We start from the raw sequence: 23008 nt of genomic DNA, 5'->3' as shown, positions 1-23008 counted from the left end.
CCCGTTCTACACCGCTTGGCACGACCGGCCCGACTCGGACACGCGTCCGAGCGCGGGCGTCACGCACGGCACACCGCCCCCGAGACCACCAGGCTGACACGCCCGGGCGCGCCGGAGAAAGGCGCACCACCCGGAGCACCGGGCGCTCACCCCCGCGGCGGCGGACCGCCCGGGGCGCCCGAGGCGCGGGCAACGCGAAGGGCCGGCCCCGGAGGATCCGGGACCGGCCCCTGTGTGAGTGGCGGAGACTACGGTCGCTCGCCGCGCTCGTAGCGGCTGACGACCTCCTCGGTGGGACCGTCCATGACCAGCTCGCCGGCCTCGATCCATATCGTCCGCTCGCAGACCTCGCGGATCGAGTTGTTGTCGTGGCTGACCAGGAAGACCGTACCGGCGGACTTGCGCAGCTCGTCGATCCGCCGCTTGCTGCGCTGCTGGAAGGCCTGGTCACCGGTGGCGAGGGCCTCGTCGATCAGCAGCACGTCGTGGGTCTTCGCGGCCGCGATCGAGAACCGCAGCCGGGCGCCCATGCCGGAGGAGTAGGTGCGCATCGGCAGGGAGATGAAGTCGCCCTTGTCGTTGATGCCGGAGAAGTCGACGATCTCCTGGTAGCGCGCCCGCACCTGGGCCGGGGTCATGCCCATCGCCAGGCAGCCGAGGGTGACGTTGCGCTCACCGGTGAGCTCGTTCATCAGCGCGGCGTTGACGCCCAGCAGCGAGGGCTGGCCGTTGGTGTAGATGCCGCCCTTCTCGGTCGGCAGCAGGCCCGCGATGGCGGCCAGCATGGTCGACTTGCCGGAGCCGTTGGAGCCGATCAGGCCGACCGCCTCGCCCTTGTACGCGGTGAAGCTGATGCCCCTGACCGCGTGCACCTCGCGCACGCCGGCGGCGCGCTTGCGGCTGATGATGCGGCTCAGCGCCGAGGTGGCGCTGCCCTTGCCGGAGCCGGCGCCGTGCACCTTGTAGACGATGTGCACGTCGTCGACGACGACGGTGGGCTCGCGGGCCACGTCCGCGTCCGGGACGGTGTCGCTGGTGTTCAGGTCGATGTCAGCCACGGCCGTACTCCTCCTCGGCCTTCCAGAAGAAGACGTATCCGACGACGAACATGCCCACGCCCCACCCGAGGCCGTACACCCACAGGTGCGGCGGGAGGGTCTGGTGCACCGGCTGGTGCGGGTTGTAGATGACCGGCGCGAAGGCGTGCCGCAGCAGGTCCATGTAGACCGACGCCGGGTTGGCCGCCATCAGCGTCTGGATGTAGTGCGGCCAGTGGGTGATCTTGTCCTGGATGCTGAACATCACACCGGACAGGAACATCCAGGCGCGCATCACGAAGGGGATCAGCTGGGAGATGTCGCTGGTCCTGGAGCCGATCCGGGCCATCACCAGCGAGATGCCGGTGTTGAAGAGCGTCTGCAGGAGCAGCGCCGGGATGATCAGCAGCCAGGTCCGGCCCGGGGTGATGCCGGCGGCGAGCACGGTGACGACCAGGACGACCATGGAGATCAGCAGCTGCTGGAGCTGGATCACGGTGAAGGCGATCGGGAGGCTGGCCCGGGGGAAGTGCAGCGCCCGGATCAGCCCGAGGTTGTCGGAGATCGCCCGGGTGCCAGCCTGCACCGCGTTCTGGGTGAACTGGAAGACGAAGACGCCGATGCACAGCCAGGCGATGTAGGTGTTGTCCGGGAAGCCCTGCTTGCTCGCCAGGATCACGCCGAAGACCAGGTAGAACACCGCGCAGTTGAGCAGCGGGGTCACCACCTGCCACAGCTGGCCGAGCTTGGCGTTGGTGTACTGGGCCACCAGGCGGGCGGTGGCGAAGGCCCAGATGAAGTGGCGCCGGGCCCAGAGCTGCTTGGAGTAGGCGAACAGGCCGGGACGGGCACCGCTCACCGCCAGACCGTACTTGGCCGCAAGCTGCTTGGGGGTCAGGCCCGCGTCCGCCCCTCTGGGGGCCGAGAGGCTGACGGGTTCACTCACTGTCGACACATTCGTCCTTCATGCGGGATCGGTCGGGGCGGCCGGTCGGCGGGGTCCGCCGGTCGTGCGCCGATGGGGATCCACTGGGATCTCGGGGAGCCGGCCGGTGTGTGAGCACCGGCCGCAGCGATCGATCATTCGATGCGGATGCCATCAGATGCGATCAGATGATCGGTGGTCGGCCCAGCCTGGTCAGTCGCCAAACGGTACGCCACCGCATGGGCCGCCGCGGACCGCAGGGTTCGCGCCAGCCCGCCCGGAACCCGCCCCACCAGGCCTTCAGCGCCTCCGGGGAGGGGCGGCGGGCCAGGGTCAGCAGGAACCAGGTTCCCAGATAGAGAGGCACCAACAGGGCCGGAAGGTTCCGCCTCGCGAGCCAGACCCGGTTGCGGGCCACGTTGTGGAAGTAGCTCGCGTGGCGGGCGGGCGAGGTCGTGGGGTGGTGCAGCACCACGTCCGCCCGGTAGTCGATGGCCCAGCCGGCGTCCAGCGCGCGCCACGCGAGATCGGTCTCCTCGTGGGCGTAGAAGAACTCGGCGGGCAACTGCCCGGCCTGCTCGAACACCTTGCAGCGCACCGCGCTCGCGCCGCCCAGGAAGGTGGTCACCCGGGACGAGCGCAGCGGGTCGCTGGCACGCAGCCGGGGGACGTGCCGGCGCTGGGTGACACCGGTGTCCGGGTCCGCGATCCGGAAGGAGACGATGCCCAGCTCCGGGTCGGCGGTGAAGGCCTCACGCAGCAGGCGGGCCGAGTCGGTGCGCGGCAGGTTCCCGTCGTCGTCCAGGAAGAGGACGGCGTCGACCTCCGCGCCGTCCCGGCCGAACAGCTCGATGCCGACGTTGCGCCCGCCCGGGATGCCGAGGTTCTCCGGCAGTTCGACGCTGCGCACGCCCTCCGGCAGCGGGGGCAGCTTCACGCCCTGGCCGACCACGGCCAGCTCGACCGCCGGGCCCTCCTGGGCGCGGACGGCCTCGATCAGGGCGTTGAGCTCGGCGGGCCGGTTGCCCATGGTGATGATCACGGCGCCGAGGCGGAAGTCCTCCGCGGTCATTCGCTCGCTCCGCTCGCTCATCGCAGCCTGCTGGAGAGGACGATGCTCAGCAGGTGCAGCACGGTCTGGAGCATCGCGATCGCCGCCAGCACGACCACCGCGAGCCGGGTGAAGAGCAGTCCTCCGTGCACGACGTCGGCGATGCCGGCGGCCAGGATGAACAGCGAGGCCTCGACCGCGCCGACCAGGCGGTGGAACTTCAGGAGGGAGGCCGCCCGGCGGGCCTTGGCGACGGAGGCGGAGCGCGGCACCGAGGCGCTGTCCTCGACGGCCGTCATGCCGCTGCGGGCCCGGGCCACGTCCACCAGGTCGGTCTCGGACTTGATCAGGATCGCGCCGAGCGCGGCCAGGGTGCCGAGGAACGCCCACTCCCAGTGGGAGCCGCCGCCCTCGCGGTGCAGCAGGTCGGTGGCGCGCAGGCCGAGGCCGGTCAGCAGGGCCGCCTCGGACATGTAGTGGCCGACCCGGTCCAGGTAGACGCCGGTGAGCGAGGTCTGCCGGCGCCAGCGCGCCACCTCGCCGTCCACGCAGTCCAGCAGCAGGTAGACCTGGATCAGCAGGGCGCCCAGGACGGCGCCCGCGATGCCCGGCACGATCAGCGCGGCACCGGCCAGGATGCCGGTGAACATCATCAGGTACGTCAGGCCGTTGGGCGTGATCGCCGTCACGGTGGAGAGCACGCGGGTGATCCGCAGCGAGATCTTCCGCATGTACAGGCGTCCGGCCCAGTGCTCGGCACTGCGGCGCTGGAGCATGCCCTCCGGGTGGATCACCGCGCGCAGCTCCTCGATCGAGGGCCGGCGGGTCAGGTCCACCGGGGGCCGTTCGGCGCCCGCGGTGGAGGGGTCAGCTGTTGACGGCTTGGACATAGTCGGCGTACGCGTCCCTGATAGCGGAAGGGGAGAGGTCGAGGTGTTCGAGGATGGTGAAGCGCCCCGGGCGGGTGTTCGGAGCGTAGTGCACCGCCTCGGTGAACTCCGCCTCGGTGAAGCCGATCTGAGCCGCGGTCACCGGCAGTCCGTGGCTCGCCAGGCGCTCCACGATCAGACCGGTCAGCTCACGCTCGCCCCGCAGGAAGCTGGCGAAGGCGGCGCCGAGGCCGACCTGCTCGCCGTGCTGGGCGGACCGCTTGGGATACAGCACGTCCAGGGCATGCGAGATCTCGTGGCAGGCGCCCGACGAGGGCCGGGTGCTGCCCGCGATGTTCATCGCGATGCCGGACAGTACCAGGGCCTCGGCCAGCGCCGTCAGGAGGTCCTGGTCCTGGGTGCTTCCCGGGTGCCGCAGCAGGTTCTCGCCCGCCGAGCGGGCCATCGCCACGGCCAGCCCGTCCACCCGCTCGCCGGTCACCGCGTGCGACAGCTCCCAGTCCGCGCACGCGGAGATGTTGGAGACGACGTCCCCGATGCCGGCCGCCACGAAGCGCGGCGGCGCCTGCCGGATCACGTCCAGGTCGACGATGATGCCGATCGGGCTGGGCACCCCGTAGGAGCCCCGCCCCGCGTCGTTGTCGAGGGTGGAGACCGGCGAGCAGATGCCGTCGTGGGCCAGGTTGGTGGCGACCGCGACCAGCGGCAGGCCGACCCGGGCGGCGGCGTACTTGGCGGCGTCGATGATCTTGCCGCCACCGAGGCCGACGATCGCGTCGTAGTGCCCGCCGCGCATCTCCTCGGCCAGCCGGACCGCACTGTCCAGGGTGCCGTCGTCCACGTTGTACCAGTCGGCGCCGGGCAGGGCGGGCTCCAGGCGGCGGCGCATGGCCGCGCCGGAGCCGTTGCTGATCGCCACCGCGATCCGGCCCGAGGCCGACAGCCGCTGGTCCGCGAGGATGCCGCCGAGCGCGTCCAGCGCGCCCGGGCGGATCTCGACGAACAGCGGCGACGGGACCAGCCGGGTCAGTACTGGCACGCGATCTCCCGCGCCTTCGCCAGGTCGTCGTGGTTGTCGACCTCGACCCAGGAGACCTCGCCGATCGGCTGCACGTCGATCCGCAGGCCGCGGTTCACCATCTCCTGGTAGCCGTCCTCGTAGTACAGCTGCGGGTCGCGCTCGTAGGTGGCGCGCAGCGCGTCGGTCAGGTCGGCGGCGGCGGACGGGTTGATCACGGTGACGCCGATGTACTCGCCGGTCGCCTCGACCGGCTCCATCAGCTTGGTGATGCGGCGCATGCCGGTGGCCGGGTCGACGACGACCTTCATCTCCTCGTCGGCGAGCTTCTTCACCGTGTCGAGGGCGAGCAGGATGCCCGGGGCGGTGCCCGCGTCGGTCAGTCGCCGGTTGCCCTCCAGCATGGTGCGCTGGACGGAGGCCGGGTGGACGGTGTCACCGTTGGCGAGCAGCAGGCCCTCGGCGAACAGCTCGCGGGCGCACCAGAGCGAGTAGGCGTTGTTCCACTCCTCGGCCTTGTCGTTCTCGACCAGGTGGAGCTTGACGCCGTACTTGCTCTCCAGGGCGTCCTTGCGGTCGTACACCGCCTCCTTGCGGTAGCCGACGACGATCGCGGCCTCGCGCAGTCCGACCTCGGCGAAGTTGCCGAGCGTGAGGTCCAGGACGGTCCGTTCCCCGTCGACCGGCACCAGCGCCTTGGGCAGGGTGTCGGTGTACGGGCGCAGCCGGCGGCCGGCGCCGGCTGCCAGAACGAGGCCGATCATGCGGGTCTCCTGATCCGTCGTGCTGTGCGCGGGGGCCGTGCCGGAGTCGACGGCGCCACCGTTCACTCGGACCGGCGTTCGACCGGGCCGGGTGGCGGCGCGCCGGTGCCGGCACAGATCCGGGCACCGTGTCGTATGTGATGGTAGGCGACCAGGGCGACCGGCCAGAACGCACCCGGAGGCCCCGGGACGACGGGCGGGCGGCAGCCGGGGTGACGGTGGAGCGGCCCGGGGTCCGCACCGGCTCCGCCCGGAGGGCGCCCCCGGCCGGTCGAACGGGCTCCGAACGCACACCGAACGGTTCTGCGAATTCCGTGACCCTTGTGGGGGCTTCCCGACCCCTTCTCTGGCCGGTTTCCGACTCCTCCGGGTCATGATCCGTCCGGTTGTGCGTGGGACCCCTGTCGAGTGCCACCCATACGGCAGACTGGAGCCCGACATCGGCGCCGGTGCCCCGCTGTGTCCGCCACACTCCGCCCGGTGCGTCGGAGACACCCGATGCTCCCGTTGCCCCCGCTCCCGAAAGAGGCCCCATGCCCCAGAGTCTGCCGACCGACCCGACGCACTTCGCCGCCGAGATCGACACCGGTCTCGACGTGGAGACCGATGTGACGGCCGATCCCGGGGCCACCGGGTCCGCGCCCGCCGGAGCCGAGATCCTGCTGGAACTGGTCGACGACGAGGGCGTCACGATCGGCACCGGCGAGAAGCTCTGGGCCCACCAGCAGCCGGGCCGACTGCACCGGGCCTTCTCGGTCTTCCTGTTCGACCGCCAGGGCCGGCTGCTGCTCCAGCGCAGGGCCCTCGGCAAGTACCACTCCCCCGGCGTCTGGTCGAACACCTGCTGCGGCCACCCGTACCCGGACGAGCCGCCGTTCGTCGCCGCCGCCCGGCGCACCGCCGAGGAGCTGGGCGTCGCACCGGCTCTGCTGTGCGAGGCGGGCACCGTCCGTTACGACCTGCCGGACGAGGCGTCCGGGCTGATCGAGCGGGAGTGGAACCACCTGTTCGTGGGACTGGTCACCGCGCCGGTCGAGCCGGACCCGGAGGAGGTGGACGACTTCGCCTTCGTGACCGCGCAGGAACTGCGGGAGCTGCGGGCGGAGCGGCCGTTCTCGGTCTGGTTCGAGACGGTCTTCGAGGCCGCGCTGCCGGGCATCCGGGAGATCGCCGGGCGGGACTGGTAGCCCGGCCGCTCAGCGGCCGGGCTCCGGAGGGACGGGCAGCGAGGCCCAGATGACCTTGCCGCCCTCCCCCGTGCGTTCGACGTCACACACCCCGCCGGCCTGCAGGGTGACGCTCTTCACCAGCAGCAGGCCGCGCCCGCCGGTGCGCCCGGTGTCGTTCTCCAGCGCCTTCGGCCGGTACGGGTCGCCGTCCTCGACCGCCACCCGGACCGAGGCCCGGCCCACCGACAGCTCCGTGACCACCTCGGGCGACAGCTCGGCGGCGTGCGTCACCGCGTTGCTCACCAGCTCCGAGACGATCAGCAGCAGGTCGTCCACCAGCTCCTGGTAGCGCAGCCCGGTCATGCCCTGGGCCAGCAGGCGGTCGCGCACCGCGTGCCGGGTGAGCGGCACCGAGGCCTCGGCGGCGGGCACGGGGAAGCGCCACACGCCCTCGACGGGGCCTCCGGCGGCCGTGGTCCCGCCCGGCCCCTCCCTCCGCCTGCCGCGTCTCGGTTCGGCTTTCGCCGCTCCGCTGATCTGCTCCACGTCCAGCCGCCCTTCGTCCGCGACCCGGGAATCAGGCGATCCGCTTCATGGCGCCCTCGGTCCACAGAGGCTAGGAGAGCCGCCGCGACGGCCGTGGCACCGTCGACAAGTTGCCCGTGTCGGACCGGTTCCGGCCGCAACCGACCGCGGGCGGGGCCGGAGTCGACCGGTTCCTTCGCGGACACCACCGGTTCGGGCCGGATTCGAGCGTGTTCACAGGCCATACCAACCTGTGCGGACGGGTGCGAGCGGGGTGGGGGCCGGATGCCGCGGCCCCACGGGCCCCGGAGCGGCCCGACCAGGATGTCCGGTGGCACGGCCGCGGGGAAGCGCAGGTGAGAAGCACTCCAGAAGCCTGGTAATGTTCTCTCTGTCGCCGAGGGGGCGAGAAAAACTCCCGAAGCACACACCCCGTCCGGGTGGCGGAATGGCAGACGCGCTAGCTTGAGGTGCTAGTGCCCTTTATCGGGCGTGGGGGTTCAAGTCCCCCCTCGGACACAGCCTAAATTCCCCGTGGGAGCCGAAAGGCTCGCACGGGGAATTTCGCTTTTCCGAGCCGCCCCCTTTCCCCGGGCCGGCCCTGATCGCCATCCCGGCCACAGTCCTTCCGGGCGCTGTGGCGTCGGTCTCCTCACCGGTTCGCACCGAGCCGGAAGCCGGACACGAGATGGCAACAATCGGACGGTTTGAGCTTCCTCTGAGGTATTCGCCCGTTTTTGGACCATAGGCTGCTCTCCGTTTGTCCGAAATAACGACTCAAAATCGTAAAAACACCGACACCACCCGATGAACCACGAGCGAGAGGACCGATACGTTGAGTGAGTCTGAACCGTCGACGGCATCACACCAGAACTACCGCCGATCGCTCGGCACCATCAGCCTGACCGCGGTCGGACTTGGATCGATCATCGGCTCCGGGTGGTTGTTCGGTGCCGAGCGGGCCGCCAAGCTCGCCGGCCCCGCCTCGATCCTCGCCTGGGTGATCGGTGCCGCGGTGGCGCTGACCATCGCGCTCACCTACAGCGAGCTGGGCTCGATGTTCCCCAAGGCCGGCGGCATGGTCCGGTACGGCCAGTACTCGCACGGCTCGCTGGCCGGCTACCTGGCCGCCTGGGCCAACTGGATCGCCATCGTCTCGGTCATCCCGGGTGAGGCCACCGCCTCCGTGCAGTACATGAGCTCCTGGCACTTCGGCTGGGCGCAGGGGTTGTACGACGGCAAGGAGCTGACCCTCAGCGGTGTGGCCCTCGCCAGCGTGCTGCTGCTCGTCTACTTCGCGCTGAACTGGTTCGCGATCACGCTGTTCGCCAAGACCAACACCGCGATCACCGTCTTCAAGGTCGTCGTCCCGACGCTGACCGCCGGTGCGTTGCTCTTCGCGCACTTCGACTCGTCGCACTTCACCGACCACGGCGGCTTCGCGCCGAACGGCTGGAGCTCGGTGTTCACCGCCGTCGCGGTCTCCGGCATCGTCTGGGCCTTCAACGGCTTCCAGTCCCCGCTCAACCTGGCCGGTGAGGCCCGCAACCCCGGCAAGTCGCTGCCGAAGGCCGTCATCGGCTCGATCCTGATCGCCCTGGTGATCTACGTCGCGCTCCAGATCGCCTTCCTCGGCGCCATCCCGGACGGCGACCTCGCCCAGGGCTGGAGCAACCTCTCCTACACCTCGCCGCTGGCCGACCTGGCCATCGCCTGGGGCCTCAACTGGCTGGCGATCACGCTGTACGCGGACGCCTTCATCTCGCCGTCCGGCACCGGCATGATCTACGCCGCCACCACCTCGCGCATGATCCACGGCGTGCAGGAGAACGGCCACCTGCCGAAGGTCTTCGGCAGGGTCGACGCCAAGACCGGCATCCCGCGCCCGGCGCTGGTGCTCAACCTGGTGGTCGCCTTCCTGTTCCTCGCCGTCTTCCGCGGCTGGGGCTCGCTGGCCGAGATCGTCTCGGTGGCCACCGTGATCTCGTACATCACCGGCCCGGTCGCCGTGATGGCGCTGCGCCGTCTGGCCCCGGACCTGCCCCGGCCGGTCCGGCTGCGCGCCATGCCGGTGATCGCCCCGGTCGCGATGGTGTTCGGCTCGCTGGTGCTCTACTGGGCCCGCTGGCCGCTCACCGGCAAGGTCATCCTGCTGATGGCCGCCGGTCTGCCGATCTGGGCCTGGTACGAGCTGCGCAAGCCGTTCGCCGAGCTGAAGCCGCACCTGAAGGCGGGCGCCTGGATGGTCGCGTACCTGTTCGTGATGGCCGGCGTCTCCTGGGCGGGCAGCGCCGACTTCGGCGGGCACGGCTACCTGCCGGAGGGCTGGGACCTGCTGATCGTCGCCGCGATCGGGCTGGCGTTCTACCGCTGGGGCGTCGCCAGCGCCTGGGCCAACCCCTCGCTGGCCGCGGTCCGCCAGGAGATGGCGGAGGCCGAGGGCGCCGCGCCGGCCGACGCCTCGGAGCGCTCGCGGGTCTGAGGCGCGGACGAGCGGAGCTCATGAGCACACGGTGAAGGGCCGGTCGGAATCCTCCGACCGGCCCTTCGGCGTCCGTGGGGGGCGGATGCGCTCCGTTCCCGGCGTGCATCCATTCTGCCGTGGCGGGCACCCCCGGGTCACCGTCTTCGGGGATGATCTTCGTCGCGATTTCCGCACCTAGCGTGGTGGCGGGCGGTCCTCGGCAGGAGGACCCGGGCACGAGGAGCGGATCGGCATGGCGGAAGCACGGCGGCAGGACGGCGGACCCGGACCGGCACCGGCCGCAGAGCTGACCGGGGAACTGACCGGGATGATGGCCGAGGACGGCGCGGCCGCCCGGCTGGCGAACAGCCCCGACCTGGCCGAGCAGGCGGCCTGGCGGCGGCTCACCGCCCGGCACGGGGACCGGCTCGCGCAGATCATGGCGGCCCACGGCTGGCCGACCGAGCGCACCGTCGGCCCCCAGGCCGCCCGGGCGGCCTGGCTGGTGGCGCAGCACGCGGACCGGCAGCTCGATGTCCAGCGGCGGGCGGTGGCGCTGATGGGCGAGGCCGTCGCGCGGGGCGAGGCGAGCGCCCGTGACCTGGCCTTCCTCCAGGACCGGCTGGCGGTCAACGAGGGCCGGGAACAGCGCTACGGGACGCAGATCGGAGCGGTGGCGGACGGCCGCCCGGTGCCGTGGCCGTGCGAGGAGCCGGAGCGGCTGGACGAACGGCGCGCGGAGGTCGGCATCGAGCCGTTCGACGAGTACACCGCACGGTTCGCTCCGAAGTAACCGCCAGGCCCGCCGGTCCGGATTGGCTCTTGCGCGCGGCCTCCCGCGCCGCATTGACTGATCTTCGACCAGCGCTGCTGGTCAAGGTCTGGGCGGATGAGAGGACGATCGGTGCGGCAGTACGCGGAGTACAGCGACCAGTACATCGACGGCGAGTGGCGGCCCTCCGGGGACACCGGGTCGATCACCGTGCTGAACCCGGCGACCGAGCAGGTGCTGGCCACGGTGCCGGCCGGCGGCGCGACCGACGTCGACGCGGCGGTGACGGCGGCCCGCCGGGCGGCCCGCGGCTGGGGCGCGACCACCCGCGAGGAGCGGCTGGCGCTGCTGACCCGGCTGCGGGACGGGATCGCCGCCGCGCAGAACGAGATCACCGAGACGGTCGTCGCCGAGCTGGGTTCCCCGGTCGGCTTCGCCGGGGCCGTGCACGCCGGGCTGCCGCTCGCCGTGGCGACCTCCTACCTGACCCTGCTCGCCGACCACCCCTTCGAGGAGCGGATCGGCAACTCGGTGGTGCACGCCGAACCGGCCGGCGTGGTCGCGGCGATCACGCCGTGGAACTACCCGCTGCACCAGATCGTGGCCAAGGCCGTCCCGGCGCTGGCGGCCGGCTGCCCGGTGGTCCTCAAGCCGGCCGAGGACACCCCGCTGGTGGCCCGGCTGTTCGCCCGGCTGGTGCACGAGGCCGGGTTCCCGGCGGGCGCCTTCAACCTGGTGACCGGCACCGGTGCGGTGGCGGGCGCGGCGCTCGTCGGGCACCGGGAGGTGGACGCGGTCTCGTTCACCGGCTCCACCGCCGTCGGCCGGCAGGTCGCCGAGACGGCCGGCCGGGGGCTGAAGCGGGTCTCCCTGGAGCTGGGCGGCAAGTCGGCCAACGTGGTGCTGCCGGGCGCCGACCTGGCCCGCGCGGTCAAGGCGAACGTCGCCAACGTCTTCGCCAACTCGGGCCAGACCTGCAGCGCGCTGACCCGGCTACTGGTGCACGAGGACCAGTACGAGGAGGCGGTCGCCCGGGCCGAGGAGGTCGCCGCCCAGTACCGGCCGGGCGACCCGACCGACCCGCGGACCCGGATCGGACCGCTGGTCAACGCCCGGCAGCTGGCCAGGGTGCGCGGCTACATCGACGGCGCGCTGGCCGAGGGCGCCCGGCTGGTCGTCGGCGGCTCGGAGCCGGTCGACGAGTTGCCCACCGGCTACTACGTCCGCCCGACCGTGCTCGCCGACGTGACCCCGGAGATGACGGTGGCCCAGGAGGAGGTCTTCGGCCCGGTCCTGGCGATCCTCCGCTACCGCGACGAGGACCACGCCGCCGAACTCGCCAACGGCACCCCGTACGGCCTGGCCGGCGGCGTCTGGGCCCGCGACACCGACACCGCCGCCGCCTTCGCCCGCCGCCTCGACACCGGCCAGGTGGACCTCAACGGCGGCCGCTTCAACCCGCTCGCGCCCTTCGGCGGCTACAAGAGCTCGGGCCTCGGCCGGGAGCTGGGCCGGCACGGGCTGGAGGAGTTCCTCCAGTACAAGTCGCTGCAGTACTAGCGGGGCCGGGCCGCGGACGGCCCCGGGCCCGGGGCCGTCGAGCGGAGGTTCGACGGCCCCGGGTGGCTCCCCGTGCCGCCCGGAGCACGGCCCCGGCGGCTTCCGACCGGCCGTCAGACCAGGTCGACGCCCGGGTAGAGCGGGTACGGGGCGAGCAGGTCGGCGGCGCGCTTGGCGGTGGCGTCGCGGAGGGCGGCGTCCAGGGTGTAGGCGGCCTTGGACGGGGAGCCGTTGGCGGCGGTGGTGGGGGTGGTGGCACCCAGGACGGTGTGGATCAGGTCGGCGATCTCGTCCATCTCGGCGGTGCCGAGGCCGCGGGTGGTGAGGGCCGGGGTGCCGAGGCGGATGCCCGAGGTGTACCAGGCGCCGTTCGGGTCCTGCGGGACGGAGTTGCGGTTGGTGACGATGCCCGAGTCGAGCAGGGCCGCCTCGGCCTGGCGGCCGGTCAGGCCGTAGCCGGAGACGTCGGCGAGGACCAGGTGGTTGTCGGTGCCGCCGGTGACCAGCGTGCCGCCGCGGCGCAGCAGCCCCTCGGCGAGCGCCTGGGCGTTGGCGACGACGGCGTGGGCGTAGGCCCGGAACTCGGGGCGGCGGGCCTCGGCGAGGGCGACCGCCTTGGCGGCCATGACGTGCGGAAGCGGGCCGCCGAGCACCAGCGGGCAGCCGCGGTCGACGTGCTCGGCCAGTTCGGACTGGCACAGCACCATGCCGCCGCGCGGGCCGCGCAGTGACTTGTGGGTGGTGGTGGTGATGATGTGGGCGTGCGGGACCGGGTCGTGGTCACCGGTCAGCACCTTGCCCGCGACCAGGCCGGCGAAGTGCGCCATGTCGACCATGAGGGTCGCGCCGACCTCGTCCGCGATCTCGCGCATCCTGCGGAAGTCCACCAGGCGCGGGTAGGCGGAGTAGCCGGCCACGATGATCAGCGGGCGGAACTCGCGGGCGGTCTCGCGCAGCGCGTCGTAGTCGATCAGACCGGTGGCCGGGTCGGTGCCGTAGCTGCGCTGCTCGAACATCTTGCCCGAGATGTTCGGCCGGAAGCCGTGGGTGAGGTGGCCGCCGGTGTCCAGGGACATGCCGAGCATCCGCTGGTTGCCGAGCTCCTGGCGCAGCTGGGCCCAGTCCTCCTCGGTGAGGTCGTTGACGTTGCGCACCGCGGCGCGCTCCAGGGCCGGGCTCTCGACCCGCTGGGAGAGGACGGCCCAGAAGGCGGTGAGGTTGGCGTCGATGCCGGAGTGCGGCTGGACGTAGGCGTGGTCGGCGCCGAACAGCTCGCGGGCGTGCTCGGCGGCGATGCTCTCGACGGTGTCGACGTTGCGGCAGCCCGCGTAGAAGCGGCGGCCGACGGTGCCCTCGGCGTACTTGTCGCTGAGCCAGTTGCCCATGGTGAGCAGGACGGCCGGGGAGGCGTAGTTCTCGCTGGCGATCAGCTTGAGCGAGGCGCGCTGATCGGCGAGCTCCTGGCCGATGGCCGCGGCGATCCTCGGTTCGACGCCGGCGACCACGTCGAGGGCGCTGCGGAAGGCGGTGTCGGCCGCGGCGGAGGCGGCGGTGTGGGGCTGCTGGGCCATGGCGGTCTCCTGGTGGGGATGCGGGGGCCCAGGCGCTCGGCAACGTGCACGTGAGGATTCACGGGGCCGCTTCCCGATGGTTGATTCCATCCCTGCGCGCCAGTTGCGGCCCACCGGGATCGTATCAACACCGGAGGGACTGTGGCGGAGGTCTCAGAATGCGGAACAGGCGGTCCGTTCTGTCATGGTATGTCCATTCCTTTGCAACGCCGGTGTTTCACCGAAATGAAGCCGCCACATTTCCCGAAACAGTTCGGCAGGAATTACCCGGACGTCAGCCGAGGATGATTTGCGGAACCTCGGACACATCCGATCCAATGGCGCTCGAACGGCCACCGGGAAACCCCCGGAGGCCGTACCGGAAATGCACACCAACGCACCCTCATCCATCGGGCGGCGGAGAATTCGGGGGTTACGCCTCATGGCAGTGGTCGACACCGTCCCAGTGACCGGGGCCGGGCCCGCGCCCGCCGCCGGCCCCGGCCTGCTCCGCCGGATCCTGCGGGACCGGGTCGGCGCCGCCGCCCTGGCGGTGGTGGTGCTGTTCCTGCTGCTCGCCCTGGGCGCCCCGCTGGTCGCCGCGCTGTACGGGAAGAACCCGGTCGACCACTACGGCCAGGACATCCCAGGCCTGCTCAGCGACAGCGGCCTGCCGATGCTGCCGAACGGCGGGATCTCCGGCGACTTCTGGTTCGGCCTGGAGCCCGGACTCGGCCGGGACGTGTTCACCCAGCTGCTGTACGGCATCCGCACCTCGCTGCTGATCGCCTTCGCGGCCGCCGCGGTGACCACCACGCTGGGCGTGCTGGCCGGCGTCGCGGTCGGCTACCTCGGCGGGATCACGGACCGGCTGTTCGGATTCCTCGCGAATGTGCTGCTGGCCTTTCCCACGCTGCTCCTGCTACTCGCGCTCAGTCCGGTGATCCAGTCCCGGCTGGTCGACCCGGGCTCCGCGGAACCGGAGTGGATGCAGTTCCTGGTGCTGATCCTGGTTTTCTCGGCGTTTGGCTGGATTCCGCTCGCGCTTTCCCTTCGGGCCGCCGTCCGTTCGCTCCGGGAAAGGGATTTCGTGCAGTCCGCGCGGGCCCAGGGTGCGAGCCGGTTCCACGTCGTCGTCCACGAACTTCTGCCGAATGTGCGCTCGCAGCTTCTGGTGCACTCCACCATGGCGGTGCCGACCTTCGTCGCCTCCGAGGCCGCGCTGTCCTTCCTCGGCGTCGGCATCACCGAGCCGGTCCCGGACTGGGGGCGCATGATCGCGCGCGGCTCCGAGGTCTTCCAGGCCGACCCCACCTACATGGTGTTCCCCGGCGCGGCGCTGCTGCTGTTCGTCATCGCCTTCAACCTGCTCGGCGACGCCGTCCGGGACGCGCTGGACCCGCGCACCGGCGCCCGCTGAGACCTTTCACGCTCCCCTCCCGTCCCTTCCCGTCCATTCACCTCCATCTCCCGTCCATCGGCCCAAGCCCGTCCCGGCACGATCCGCCGGGGCAAGGAGAGATTCGCCATGCGCTGGACCAGACCGTCCCTCGCCGTCATCGCCACCGCCCTGCTCGCGACCTCCTGCTCGGCCGGCGCGGGCAGCACCACCGGCTCCGGCGGCGCCGGGGCCTCCGCCAGGGAGACCTCCCCGCTGACCGCCGTGCTCGGCAGCGAGCAGGAGAGCGCCGGGCCGGCCCCGGCCGTCCCGGGCGCCCGTGCGGGCGGCACCGTGAACGTGTACAACAGCGTCGAGTTCCGCCACCTCGACCCGCAGAAGGTCTACGCGGGCGCGACCTACAACGCCTCCCTGCTCTGGGGCCGCCAGCTGACCCAGTACCAGGTCGTGGACGGCAGGGCCAAGCTGGTCGGCGACCTGGCCACCGACACCGGCACCCCGGCCGACGGCGGCCGCACCTGGACGTACAAGCTCAAGCAGGGCGTCGCCTGGGAGGACGGTCAGCCGATCACCGCCCAGGACGTCAAGTACGGCATCGAGCGCACCTTCGGCAAGGGCTACGAGGTCGGCCCGCCGTACTGGCCGCAGTGGCTCACCGGCGAGGCCGGCTACGAGGCGGCGCGCGCCAAGTACGCGGGCCCGCAGGCCGGCGACCTGGACGCGATCGAGACGCCGGACGAGCGCACCATCGTCTTCCACTTCCCGCAGCCGCAGGCCGACGTCCCGTACATGGCCGCGCAGTCCTCCTCCTCGCCGGTGCGCCGGGACAAGGACACCGGGACGGACTACGACCGCCTGCCGTTCGCGACCGGCCCGTACCGGATCGTCGAGCACGTCCAGAACACCCGCATGGTGCTGGAGCGCAACCCGGCCTGGAAGCCCGAGACCGACCCGATCCGCAGCCAGTACCCGGAGAAGTTCGTCTTCACGTACGGCAAGGAGGCGCTCAACCTCAACCAGGAGATCCTCTCCGGGCGGGACGGCGGTGCCAACGCCACCACCGCGTCCGACACCCTCTCCGCCGAGCTGTACCAGACCACCGACACCGACCCGAAGGCCAGGGAGCTGGTGGTCTCCGGCCGGCAGGGCGCCTTCGTCACCCAGCTGATGGTCAACAACGAGCGGGTGCCGGACGTCGAGGTCCGCAAGGCACTGCACCTGGCCTACCCGCGCCAGCAGGCCCGCCAGGTCCAGGGCGGCGCCCGGACCGGCGAGCTGGCCACCACGCTCAGCTCGCCCGCGCTGATCGACTGGCAGAAGTACGACCTCTACCCGGTCAGGCCCGAGGGCGACCCGGAGGCCGCCAAGGCCGCGCTCGCCAAGGCCAAGCAGGCGCCCGGGAGCCTGACCTACGCGTACCGGAACACCCCGACGGGCCAGCGCGTGGCGCAGGTGCTGGTCGAGGGCTTCGGCAAGGCCGGGATCACCGTCGTGCCCAAGCCGGTCGACCCCAAGGCCTTCCTGGACGAGGTGCACCGCCCCGACTCCCCGTACGACCTGTTCGAGGAGACCAGCTCGGTCGACTGGCCGACCCCGTCCACCCTGATCCCGTTCTCCTTCGACGGCCGGGCCGGCAGCGACCTCAACTCCGCGCGCTACCGCAACCCGGAGGTCGACAAGGAGATCGACCGGATCAACCGGATCGGCGAGCCGCGCGCCAAGGCCAAGGAGCTGTACGCGCTGGAGCAGACCGTGATGAAGGACGTGCCGGTGCTGCCGTTCGCCTACCCGACGGTCAACCAGCTGCGCGGCAGCAACGTCGGCGGGGCGTTCGTCCACCCGATCTACGGGACCGTCTCGCTGGCCTGGCTGTACCTGAAGTCCTGAGCGCCGGGGCCCGCTCCCGCCGCCTGTTCGCGAGTGGCGGGAGCGGGCCCCGGTGTCGCCGTCCTGCTCGCTTCCCGTTCTGGTCGCTTCGCGCACCACTCGCTTCCCGTCCTGCTCGCTCCCCGTACCACTCGTTTTCCGTTCCTCACCTGCGTCCCGCAGTTCCGTCCTGCCTCCCCGTCACGTCGACCCCGGATCGGCCATGCTCTCCTTCGTCCTGCGGCGGACCGCCCAGGCCCTCGCGGTCCTGGTCGCGGTCTCCGCCGCCGCCTTCGCCCTCTTCTACGCCGCGCCCGCCGACCCGGCCCGCGCCGCCTGCGGCCCGCGCTGCGACAGCGGGCAGGTCGCGGCGGTGCGCCAGAGCATGGGCCTGGACCAGCCGCTGCTCACCCAGTACACCGACTACCTGGTCGGGGCCGTCGCCGGGCGGGACATCGGCGACGTGGACGGCTCGACCATCCGCTGCGACGCCCCCTGCCTCGGCTACTCCTACCGGCTGCACCAGCCGGTCAGCGAGGCGCTGGCCGACCACCTGCCGGTCACCCTCTCGCTGACCGCCGGGGCGCTCGCCGTCCTGCTGCTGTTCGGCCTCGGCACCGGGTTCGTCTCCGCGCTGCGGCACGGAGGGCGGACCGACCGGCTGCTGTCCGGCTTCACCCTGGTCGGCGCCAGCGTGCAGATCTACTTCCTCGGGTACGTCGCGCAGTGGCTCCTGGTGTACTCCACCGGGCTGCTGCCCCTGCCCTCCTACACCCCGCCGGCCGAGGACCCGGCCGCCTGGGCGGGCGGGATGCTGCTCCCCTGGCTCGTCCTCGGCTTCGTCAACTCGGCGGTGTTCGCCCGGCTTTCGCGCTCGCAGCTCCTGGAGACGATGAACGAGGAGTACGTCCGCACGGCCCGCGGCAAGGGCCTGGGACGGCTGCGCGCCCACCTCAAGTACACCTCGCGCGGCGCCGCCGGGCCGCTGGTGCAGCTGATCGTGCTGGAGGCCGGGGTGCTGCTCGGCGGGGCCGTGATCACCGAGACGGTGTTCGGGCTGAACGGGGTGGGGCGGTTCGCCGCGGAGGCCGTCGCCGGGCAGGACCTGCCCGCCGTGGTCGGCGCAGTGCTGCTGGCCGCCTGCTTCATGGTGCTGTTCGTCGCGCTGGCCGACCTCGCGGTCGCCTGGCTCGACCCGCGTGTCCGGCTGAGCTGATGGGGAGTCCTTCGATGAAGTCCACTGTTCCGGGGACCGGTGCGAAGAGCACCGGTACGGGGAGCGCTGACGCGAAGAGCACCGGTGTGAAGAGCGCTGAGCCGGTGTTGAGTGTCCGCGACCTGACCGTCACCTTCGCCGACCCGCGTGGTGGCGCGCCGGTGACCGCCGTCCGGGGCCTCTCCTTCGACCTCGCGCCCGGTGAAGTCCTGGGCCTGGTCGGCGAGTCGGGCTCCGGCAAGTCGACCGTCGGGCTCGCCGTCCTCGGCCTGCACGACCCGCGCACCACCACCGTCACCGGCTCGATCCGGCTGGCCGGGCAGGAGCTGGTCGACGCCGAGGAGTCCGCGCTGCGCGGGGTGCGCGGCGGAAGGGCCGCGCTGGTCTTCCAGGACGCGCTCACCTCGCTCAGCCCCTTCCACGGCGTGGGCGCCCAGCTCGCCGAGATGTACCGGCTGCACCACCCGGGTGCGGGCCGGGCCGAGGCGGGCCGGCGGGCGGCCGAGATGCTCGACCGGGTCGGCATCCCGGCTGCCCGGACGCGCGACTACCCGCACCAGTTCTCCGGCGGCATGCGCCAGCGCGTGATGATCGCGATGGCGCTGATGAACGACCCGCGACTGCTCATCGCGGACGAGCCGACCACCGCCCTGGACGCCCGCGTCCAGCGGCAGGTCCTCGACCTGCTCGGCGAGTTGCAGCGCGAGCACGGGACGGCTGTGCTGCTGGTCAGCCACGACCTGGGCGTGGTCGCCGGGACGACGGACCGCACGCTGGTGCTCCGCGGCGGGGTCGGGATCGAGTCCGCGCCGACGGCCGAGCTGCTGGCCGCCCCGCGCGAGCCGTACACCCGGGCGCTGGTGGGCGCTGCGCTCCGGCTGGACTCGGTGCCGGGCACCGCCCTGCCGACGGTCGACGAGCCGGCGCCGTCACGGACGTTCCGGCCGCGGACCGTCGAGCGTCCCGAGCGGTGGCTGGTCGAGGCGGACGACCTGTCCGTGCACTTCCCCGGGCGCCGGCGCTTCCCCGGCCTGCGGGCCGAACCGGTCCGGGCGGTCGAGGGCGTCGGTCTGCGGATCGCGCCCGGCGAGACGCTCGGTCTGGTCGGCGAGTCCGGCTCCGGCAAGTCCACCACCTCGCGGGTCCTGGCCGGCCTGCAACAGCCCACCGGCGGAAGGGTGCTGTACGACGGACAGGACGTCACCCGGCCGGACCGGGAGCTGCGGAAGCGGCTCAGCCGGGAGATCCAGCTGGTCTTCCAGGACCCGTACGCCTCGCTCAACCCGCGCCGGACCGTCGCCCAGACCCTGGACACCCCGCTGCGCCTGCACACCTCGCTGGGCCCGGCCGAACGTCGGGAGCGCTCGGTGGAGCTGCTGGAGCAGGTGGGGCTGGAGGCCGGGCATCTGGACCGCCACCCGCACGAGTTCTCCGGTGGCCAGCGCCAGCGGATCGGCATCGCCCGGGCGCTGGCCCCTCAGCCGCGCCTGATCATCGCCGACGAGCCGGTCTCCGCGCTCGACGTGTCGGTGCAGGCCCAGGTGCTCAACCTGCTGATGCAGCTGCGCGAACGGCTCGGCGTCGCCTTCCTGTTCGTCTCCCACGACCTCGCCGTGGTGCGGCACTTCTGCGACCGGGTCGCGGTGATGCACCGGGGCCGGCTGGTCGAGTCCACCGACCGGGACCAACTGTTCGCGGCTCCGCACACCGAGTACACGAGGGAGCTGCTGGCGGCGGTGCCCTGAGATGATCGAGGCCCGTAGGACACGATCGGAGAGGTGCGACAACGATGTCCAGCAGCGACCGGGCAACCGTGGATGAGGAGCTCGTGGAGGCGGCCCTGGAGGTCGCACGGCGGTACGCGCGGGGTGACAACCACACCGTGGCGGCAGCCGGGCGCAATGCCGACGGGCGGATCGTCACCGCGCTGAACGCCTACCACTTCACCGGCGGGCCGTGCGCGGAGCTGGTGCTCATCGGCGCGGCGGCCGGCCAGGGGGCGTACGAGCTCACCACGGTGGTGGCCGTGGGCGAGGGGGAACGCGGGGTGATCCCGCCGTGCGGGCGGTGCCGGCAGGTGCTGCTGGACTACTTCCCCGAGGTGGCCGTCATCGTCCGGCAGGGGCCGGAGCTGCAGACCGTACCGGTGTCGGCCCTGCTGCCGGGGGCGTACGTCTGGGCCGACCACCAGGAGAACTGAACGCGGGGCTCGGCGGGCGGCCCGGCGGGTGATCCGCGGATGGCCCGGCGGGCGGCGCAGGAGTGAACCAGCAGGTCGCCCGACGTTCGTTCGGCTGCGCCGGTCCGGTTCAAGGCGCTAGCGTGCAGGCGATGTGACGTAGGAGACCCGGGCAAGGAATCACCAACCGAGGGGGCACATTTGTCGGACGACCTGCTCATCGCAAAGATCAACCACGGCTTCGATCACCTCGACGCCGACGGCGACGGCCTGCTGACCGAGCGGGACCACGTCCTGATGGGCCTCTCGGTGGCCCGCTCACTCGGTCACCAGGAGGGCTCCGAGGCGGAGGCCGTGATCGTCCGCGCCTACCTGACGACCTGGCACGACCTGCACCTCGCCCGGCTGCCCGCCGGCACCCAGGCGATCACCCGTGAGCAGTTCGTCACCTCGACCGGCTCGCTCGCCGACGACCCGGAGGCCGCGCGCGACATCCTCGGCGCGCTCGCCGAGGCCTTCCTCGCCGTCGCCGACGCCGACCGCAGCGGGACGGTGGACGCCGGCGAGTTCTTCGTCTTCCAGCGCGGCCACTTCGCCGGCCTCTCCCGCGACGACGCCGACGAGGCCTTCCGCCACCTCGACACCGACGGCGACGGGGTGCTCTCCGCGGCCGAGTTCACCGACGCCATCATCGAGTTCTGGACCAGCCGCGACCCGGACGCGCCCGGCAACTGGTGGACGGGCAAGCCGCCGCGCACCTTCTGAGCCGCACGTCCAGCGGCCCGCGGTGGGGGTCGTCCCGATCAGGCGGCCGGGACGATCCCCTCGACGACGGTGTCGACCGGCGCCGAGAGGTCGTCGACGGCCACCACCTCGGGCAGGGTGAGGGCCGGCTGCTGCCCGGGAACGTCGTGCTCACCTACGGGCGGACGGCCCCTTCGCCAGGCGGGCCGGACTCCCGGCGCGCGACGAGCGGCCCGGGCGCCGGCTGACGCTCACCACCAGACAGACGCCCGCCACCACGATCGCACCGCCCGCGAGGGTCGGGCCGGTCAGCGGCTCGGCCAGGATCAGCCAACCCAGCAGCACCGCGACCACCGGGTTCACGTACGCGTAGGTGGCCACCAGGGTCAGCGGGGCGGAGCGCAGCAGCCAGGCGTACGCGGTGAAGGCGAGCAGCGAGCCGAACAGCACCAGGTAGGCGAGGGCCAGCCAGGACCGGCCGGAGATCGCCCCGAGGTCCAGCCCGTGCTGCTCGCCGCGGCCCAGTCCGACCAGCAGGTTGCCGAGGCCGCCGGCCAGCATCTGGTAGGCGCTCGCGGCGAGCACGTTGCCCGGCATCGGGATCTTCTTGCTCACGAAGGAGCCGGTCGCCCAGAGCAGGGTGGCACTGATGATCAGGATCACACCGGCCGGCTCGATCGACCCGCTGATCGCCGGGGCCGACAGGACGCCGAGACCGACCAGTCCGAGGAGCACCCCGGCCAGCTCGGCCGCCCTCGGGCGCTCCCCGCCGAACGCCGTCAGCACCACCATCCACAGCGGGACCGCGGCCACCAGCAGGGCGGCCAGGCCCGAGGGGACGGAGGTCTCGCCCAGGACCACCATGCCGTTGCCGCCGGTCAGCAGCAGCACGCCGACCAGGGCGGAGGAGGCCAGCTGCCGCCCGGTCACCTTCAGGCCGGCCGGGCCCTGGCGCACCAGGAGGTAGCCGGCCAGCAGCAGGCCGGCGGTGATGAAACGGGCGGCGGCGGAGAGGAAGGAGGGCATCGTCTCCACGGCGACCCTGATCGCCAGGTAGGTCGAGCCCCAGACGATGTAGACCACGAGGAGGGCCAGCCAGACCGCGCCGCCCAGGCGGGGGGTGGGGTCGGCGTCGGCGAGCGGGGGCGGGGTGGGGGTTGTCCTGGCTCTGGCGGCGGCGCCAGAGGCGTCAGGACCTGAGCCGTGGGTCGCGGCCGGTTGGGAGTGCGAAGCGGACGATGTCACGTGTGTCCCCCTTGGACGGTGCTGGCCGAACATCCGACATGACAGCGCATGGACGGCCCGGTGCGCCAGTCGGTATCAGAAATCGGGCACAGGACGTACCGTGGGCGCTCCCCGGCAAGGAGGTCGAACCCGTGTCCGCACCCGAGGAGGCACTGCCGTTCTTCGTGTACGGCACCCTGCGCAGCGGCGGCCGCAATCATGCCGTCCACCTGGCCGGGCGCTGCGCCGACATCCGGCCGGCGGTCCTGGAGGGCGCCGCGCTGCACGAGGGCCCCGGTTTCCCGTACGCGGTGCCGGATCCGGCTCCCGGGCGCCGGATCCTGGGCGAGCTCGTCACCGTACGCCCGGGCGCGTACGCCGGAGCCCTGGAGGCTCTGGACCGGCTGGAGGGCTGCCGGGCGGACGGGACCGGGCTGTACGTGCGGCGGCGGACGACGGTGCGGACGGTGACGGGCGAGCTGCGTGCGGCCTGGGTCTACCTCGCCGGGCCGAGGGCCGAGGCGCGGCTGCGGGAGCAGCCGGCACTGATCGAGTCGGGGGACTGGGGGCGGGTGACGGATGGCAGGTAACAGCGAACAGAGTCTGAAATCTGTCATCTGAAATCTGTCATCTGTCGATTGTCATCCGTCACCCC

20 protein-coding genes, 1 tRNA gene and 1 riboswitch are annotated in these 23008 nt (G+C 72.1%); of the genes, 12 read left to right on the top strand and 9 right to left on the bottom strand.

Going from position 1 to position 23008, the window contains the following annotated elements:
- Positions 1-248: 248 nt before the first annotated feature.
- The 6 genes from ACIRRH_RS35215 to ACIRRH_RS35190 form a co-directional block, all read right to left on the bottom strand.
- Positions 249-1058, bottom strand: coding sequence for an ABC transporter ATP-binding protein (locus tag ACIRRH_RS35215; protein ID WP_403075649.1), 810 nt, complete (start codon positions 1056-1058; stop codon positions 249-251).
- Positions 1051-1992 carry an ABC transporter permease gene (locus tag ACIRRH_RS35210; RefSeq protein ID WP_403075646.1) on the bottom strand — a complete coding sequence of 314 codons (942 nt, stop codon included), beginning with the start codon at positions 1990-1992 and terminating at the stop codon, positions 1051-1053. The genes ACIRRH_RS35215 and ACIRRH_RS35210 overlap by 8 nt, the downstream gene beginning before the upstream one ends.
- 154 nt (positions 1993-2146) lie before the next feature.
- Positions 2147-3034, bottom strand: coding sequence for a glycosyltransferase family 2 protein (locus ACIRRH_RS35205; protein ID WP_403075644.1), 888 nt, complete (start codon positions 3032-3034; stop codon positions 2147-2149).
- Between the two features lie 17 nt (positions 3035-3051).
- Entirely contained in the window at positions 3052-3789 is a 738-nt protein-coding gene (locus ACIRRH_RS35200) for a CDP-alcohol phosphatidyltransferase family protein (protein ID WP_224281132.1), read from the bottom strand.
- A gap of 91 nt (positions 3790-3880) precedes the next feature.
- Positions 3881-4942, bottom strand: a complete 1062-nt coding sequence (locus tag ACIRRH_RS35195) for an iron-containing alcohol dehydrogenase family protein (protein WP_403075641.1) — start codon at positions 4940-4942, stop codon at positions 3881-3883.
- A complete protein-coding gene (locus ACIRRH_RS35190; protein WP_403075640.1) occupies positions 4930-5685 on the bottom strand; it encodes a sugar phosphate nucleotidyltransferase in 756 nt (251 codons plus the stop codon). The genes ACIRRH_RS35195 and ACIRRH_RS35190 overlap by 13 nt, the downstream gene beginning before the upstream one ends.
- A gap of 533 nt (positions 5686-6218) precedes the next feature.
- Here ACIRRH_RS35190 and idi point away from each other — a divergent pair.
- Complete coding sequence (gene idi, locus ACIRRH_RS35185; protein WP_403075638.1) at positions 6219-6872, top strand: isopentenyl-diphosphate Delta-isomerase; 654 nt, start codon at positions 6219-6221, stop codon at positions 6870-6872.
- Positions 6873-6881: 9 nt separating this feature from the next.
- Here the strand turns inward: idi and ACIRRH_RS35180 are convergent, their stop codons facing one another.
- Entirely contained in the window at positions 6882-7301 is a 420-nt protein-coding gene (locus ACIRRH_RS35180) for an ATP-binding protein (protein WP_224281127.1), read from the bottom strand.
- A gap of 512 nt (positions 7302-7813) precedes the next feature.
- On the opposite strand from ACIRRH_RS35180, the gene ACIRRH_RS35175 reads away from it, so the two are divergent.
- The 4 genes from ACIRRH_RS35175 to ACIRRH_RS35160 all read left to right on the top strand — a co-directional run bounded on the left by ACIRRH_RS35175 (position 7814) and on the right by ACIRRH_RS35160 (position 12175).
- A tRNA-Leu gene (locus tag ACIRRH_RS35175) sits at positions 7814-7898 on the top strand.
- Positions 7899-8214: 316 nt separating this feature from the next.
- Positions 8215-9861, top strand: a complete 1647-nt coding sequence (locus tag ACIRRH_RS35170) for an APC family permease (protein ID WP_403075636.1) — start codon at positions 8215-8217, stop codon at positions 9859-9861.
- 235 nt (positions 9862-10096) lie between these two features.
- Positions 10097-10636, top strand: a complete 540-nt coding sequence (locus ACIRRH_RS35165; RefSeq protein ID WP_403075633.1) for a DUF6624 domain-containing protein — start codon at positions 10097-10099, stop codon at positions 10634-10636.
- Positions 10637-10732: 96 nt separating this feature from the next.
- The gene (locus ACIRRH_RS35160) at positions 10733-12175 is read left to right on the top strand and encodes an aldehyde dehydrogenase family protein (RefSeq protein ID WP_403075632.1); all 1443 of its coding nucleotides are present in this window, start codon (positions 10733-10735) and stop codon (positions 12173-12175) included.
- 113 nt (positions 12176-12288) lie between these two features.
- Here the strand turns inward: ACIRRH_RS35160 and ACIRRH_RS35155 are convergent, their stop codons facing one another.
- The gene (locus ACIRRH_RS35155) at positions 12289-13746 is read right to left on the bottom strand and encodes a glycine hydroxymethyltransferase (protein WP_403075630.1); all 1458 of its coding nucleotides are present in this window, start codon (positions 13744-13746) and stop codon (positions 12289-12291) included.
- Positions 13747-13765: 19 nt separating this feature from the next.
- Positions 13766-13863, bottom strand: a riboswitch (ZMP/ZTP riboswitch).
- 304 nt (positions 13864-14167) lie between these two features.
- Here ACIRRH_RS35155 and ACIRRH_RS35150 point away from each other — a divergent pair.
- The 6 genes from ACIRRH_RS35150 to ACIRRH_RS35125 all read left to right on the top strand — a co-directional run bounded on the left by ACIRRH_RS35150 (position 14168) and on the right by ACIRRH_RS35125 (position 21150).
- Positions 14168-15145, top strand: coding sequence for an ABC transporter permease (locus tag ACIRRH_RS35150; protein WP_403075627.1), 978 nt, complete (start codon positions 14168-14170; stop codon positions 15143-15145).
- 108 nt (positions 15146-15253) lie between these two features.
- Entirely contained in the window at positions 15254-17011 is a 1758-nt protein-coding gene (locus tag ACIRRH_RS35145) for an ABC transporter substrate-binding protein (protein ID WP_403075625.1), read from the top strand.
- 202 nt (positions 17012-17213) lie between these two features.
- Positions 17214-18206 (top strand): ABC transporter permease, encoded by a 993-nt coding sequence (locus tag ACIRRH_RS35140; RefSeq protein WP_403075622.1) that lies wholly within the window; start codon positions 17214-17216, stop codon positions 18204-18206.
- An 86-nt stretch (positions 18207-18292) separates the two neighbouring features.
- A complete protein-coding gene (locus ACIRRH_RS35135) occupies positions 18293-19951 on the top strand; it encodes a dipeptide ABC transporter ATP-binding protein (RefSeq protein ID WP_403075619.1) in 1659 nt (552 codons plus the stop codon).
- Positions 19952-19995: 44 nt separating this feature from the next.
- Complete coding sequence (locus ACIRRH_RS35130) at positions 19996-20406, top strand: cytidine deaminase family protein (protein ID WP_403075616.1); 411 nt, start codon at positions 19996-19998, stop codon at positions 20404-20406.
- Positions 20407-20586: 180 nt separating this feature from the next.
- Positions 20587-21150 carry an EF-hand domain-containing protein gene (locus tag ACIRRH_RS35125; protein ID WP_363391404.1) on the top strand — a complete coding sequence of 188 codons (564 nt, stop codon included), beginning with the start codon at positions 20587-20589 and terminating at the stop codon, positions 21148-21150.
- 150 nt (positions 21151-21300) lie between these two features.
- Here the strand turns inward: ACIRRH_RS35125 and ACIRRH_RS35120 are convergent, their stop codons facing one another.
- Entirely contained in the window at positions 21301-22374 is a 1074-nt protein-coding gene (locus ACIRRH_RS35120; protein ID WP_403075612.1) for an EamA family transporter, read from the bottom strand.
- 131 nt (positions 22375-22505) lie between these two features.
- Between ACIRRH_RS35120 and ACIRRH_RS35115 the strand changes: the two genes are divergently transcribed.
- Positions 22506-22943, top strand: a complete 438-nt coding sequence (locus ACIRRH_RS35115) for a gamma-glutamylcyclotransferase family protein (protein ID WP_403075609.1) — start codon at positions 22506-22508, stop codon at positions 22941-22943.
- The last annotated feature ends 65 nt before the right edge of the window (positions 22944-23008 follow it).

The organism is Kitasatospora sp. NPDC101235 (assembly GCF_044767505.1).
Classification (GTDB): Bacteria; Actinomycetota; Actinomycetes; order Streptomycetales; family Streptomycetaceae; genus Kitasatospora.
This window is presented reverse-complemented; position numbering and strand designations above follow the sequence as displayed.

What these genes read in the sequence shown, in the direction of transcription:
- ACIRRH_RS35205 (WP_403075644.1), bottom strand. Translation starts at nt 3,034, where the DNA reads ATGACCGCGGAGGACTTCCGCCTCGGCGCCGTGATCATCACCATGGGC.
- ACIRRH_RS35200 (WP_224281132.1), bottom strand. Translation starts at nt 3,789, where the DNA reads ATGCTCCAGCGCCGCAGTGCCGAGCACTGGGCCGGACGCCTGTACATG.
- ACIRRH_RS35190 (WP_403075640.1), bottom strand. Translation starts at nt 5,685, where the DNA reads ATGATCGGCCTCGTTCTGGCAGCCGGCGCCGGCCGCCGGCTGCGCCCG.
- idi (WP_403075638.1), top strand. Translation starts at nt 6,219, where the DNA reads ATGCCCCAGAGTCTGCCGACCGACCCGACGCACTTCGCCGCCGAGATC.
- ACIRRH_RS35165 (WP_403075633.1), top strand. Translation starts at nt 10,097, where the DNA reads ATGGCGGAAGCACGGCGGCAGGACGGCGGACCCGGACCGGCACCGGCC.
- ACIRRH_RS35160 (WP_403075632.1), top strand. Translation starts at nt 10,733, where the DNA reads ATGAGAGGACGATCGGTGCGGCAGTACGCGGAGTACAGCGACCAGTAC.
- ACIRRH_RS35155 (WP_403075630.1), bottom strand. Translation starts at nt 13,746, where the DNA reads ATGGCCCAGCAGCCCCACACCGCCGCCTCCGCCGCGGCCGACACCGCC.
- ACIRRH_RS35150 (WP_403075627.1), top strand. Translation starts at nt 14,168, where the DNA reads ATGGCAGTGGTCGACACCGTCCCAGTGACCGGGGCCGGGCCCGCGCCC.
- ACIRRH_RS35145 (WP_403075625.1), top strand. Translation starts at nt 15,254, where the DNA reads ATGCGCTGGACCAGACCGTCCCTCGCCGTCATCGCCACCGCCCTGCTC.
- ACIRRH_RS35140 (WP_403075622.1), top strand. Translation starts at nt 17,214, where the DNA reads ATGCTCTCCTTCGTCCTGCGGCGGACCGCCCAGGCCCTCGCGGTCCTG.
- ACIRRH_RS35130 (WP_403075616.1), top strand. Translation starts at nt 19,996, where the DNA reads ATGTCCAGCAGCGACCGGGCAACCGTGGATGAGGAGCTCGTGGAGGCG.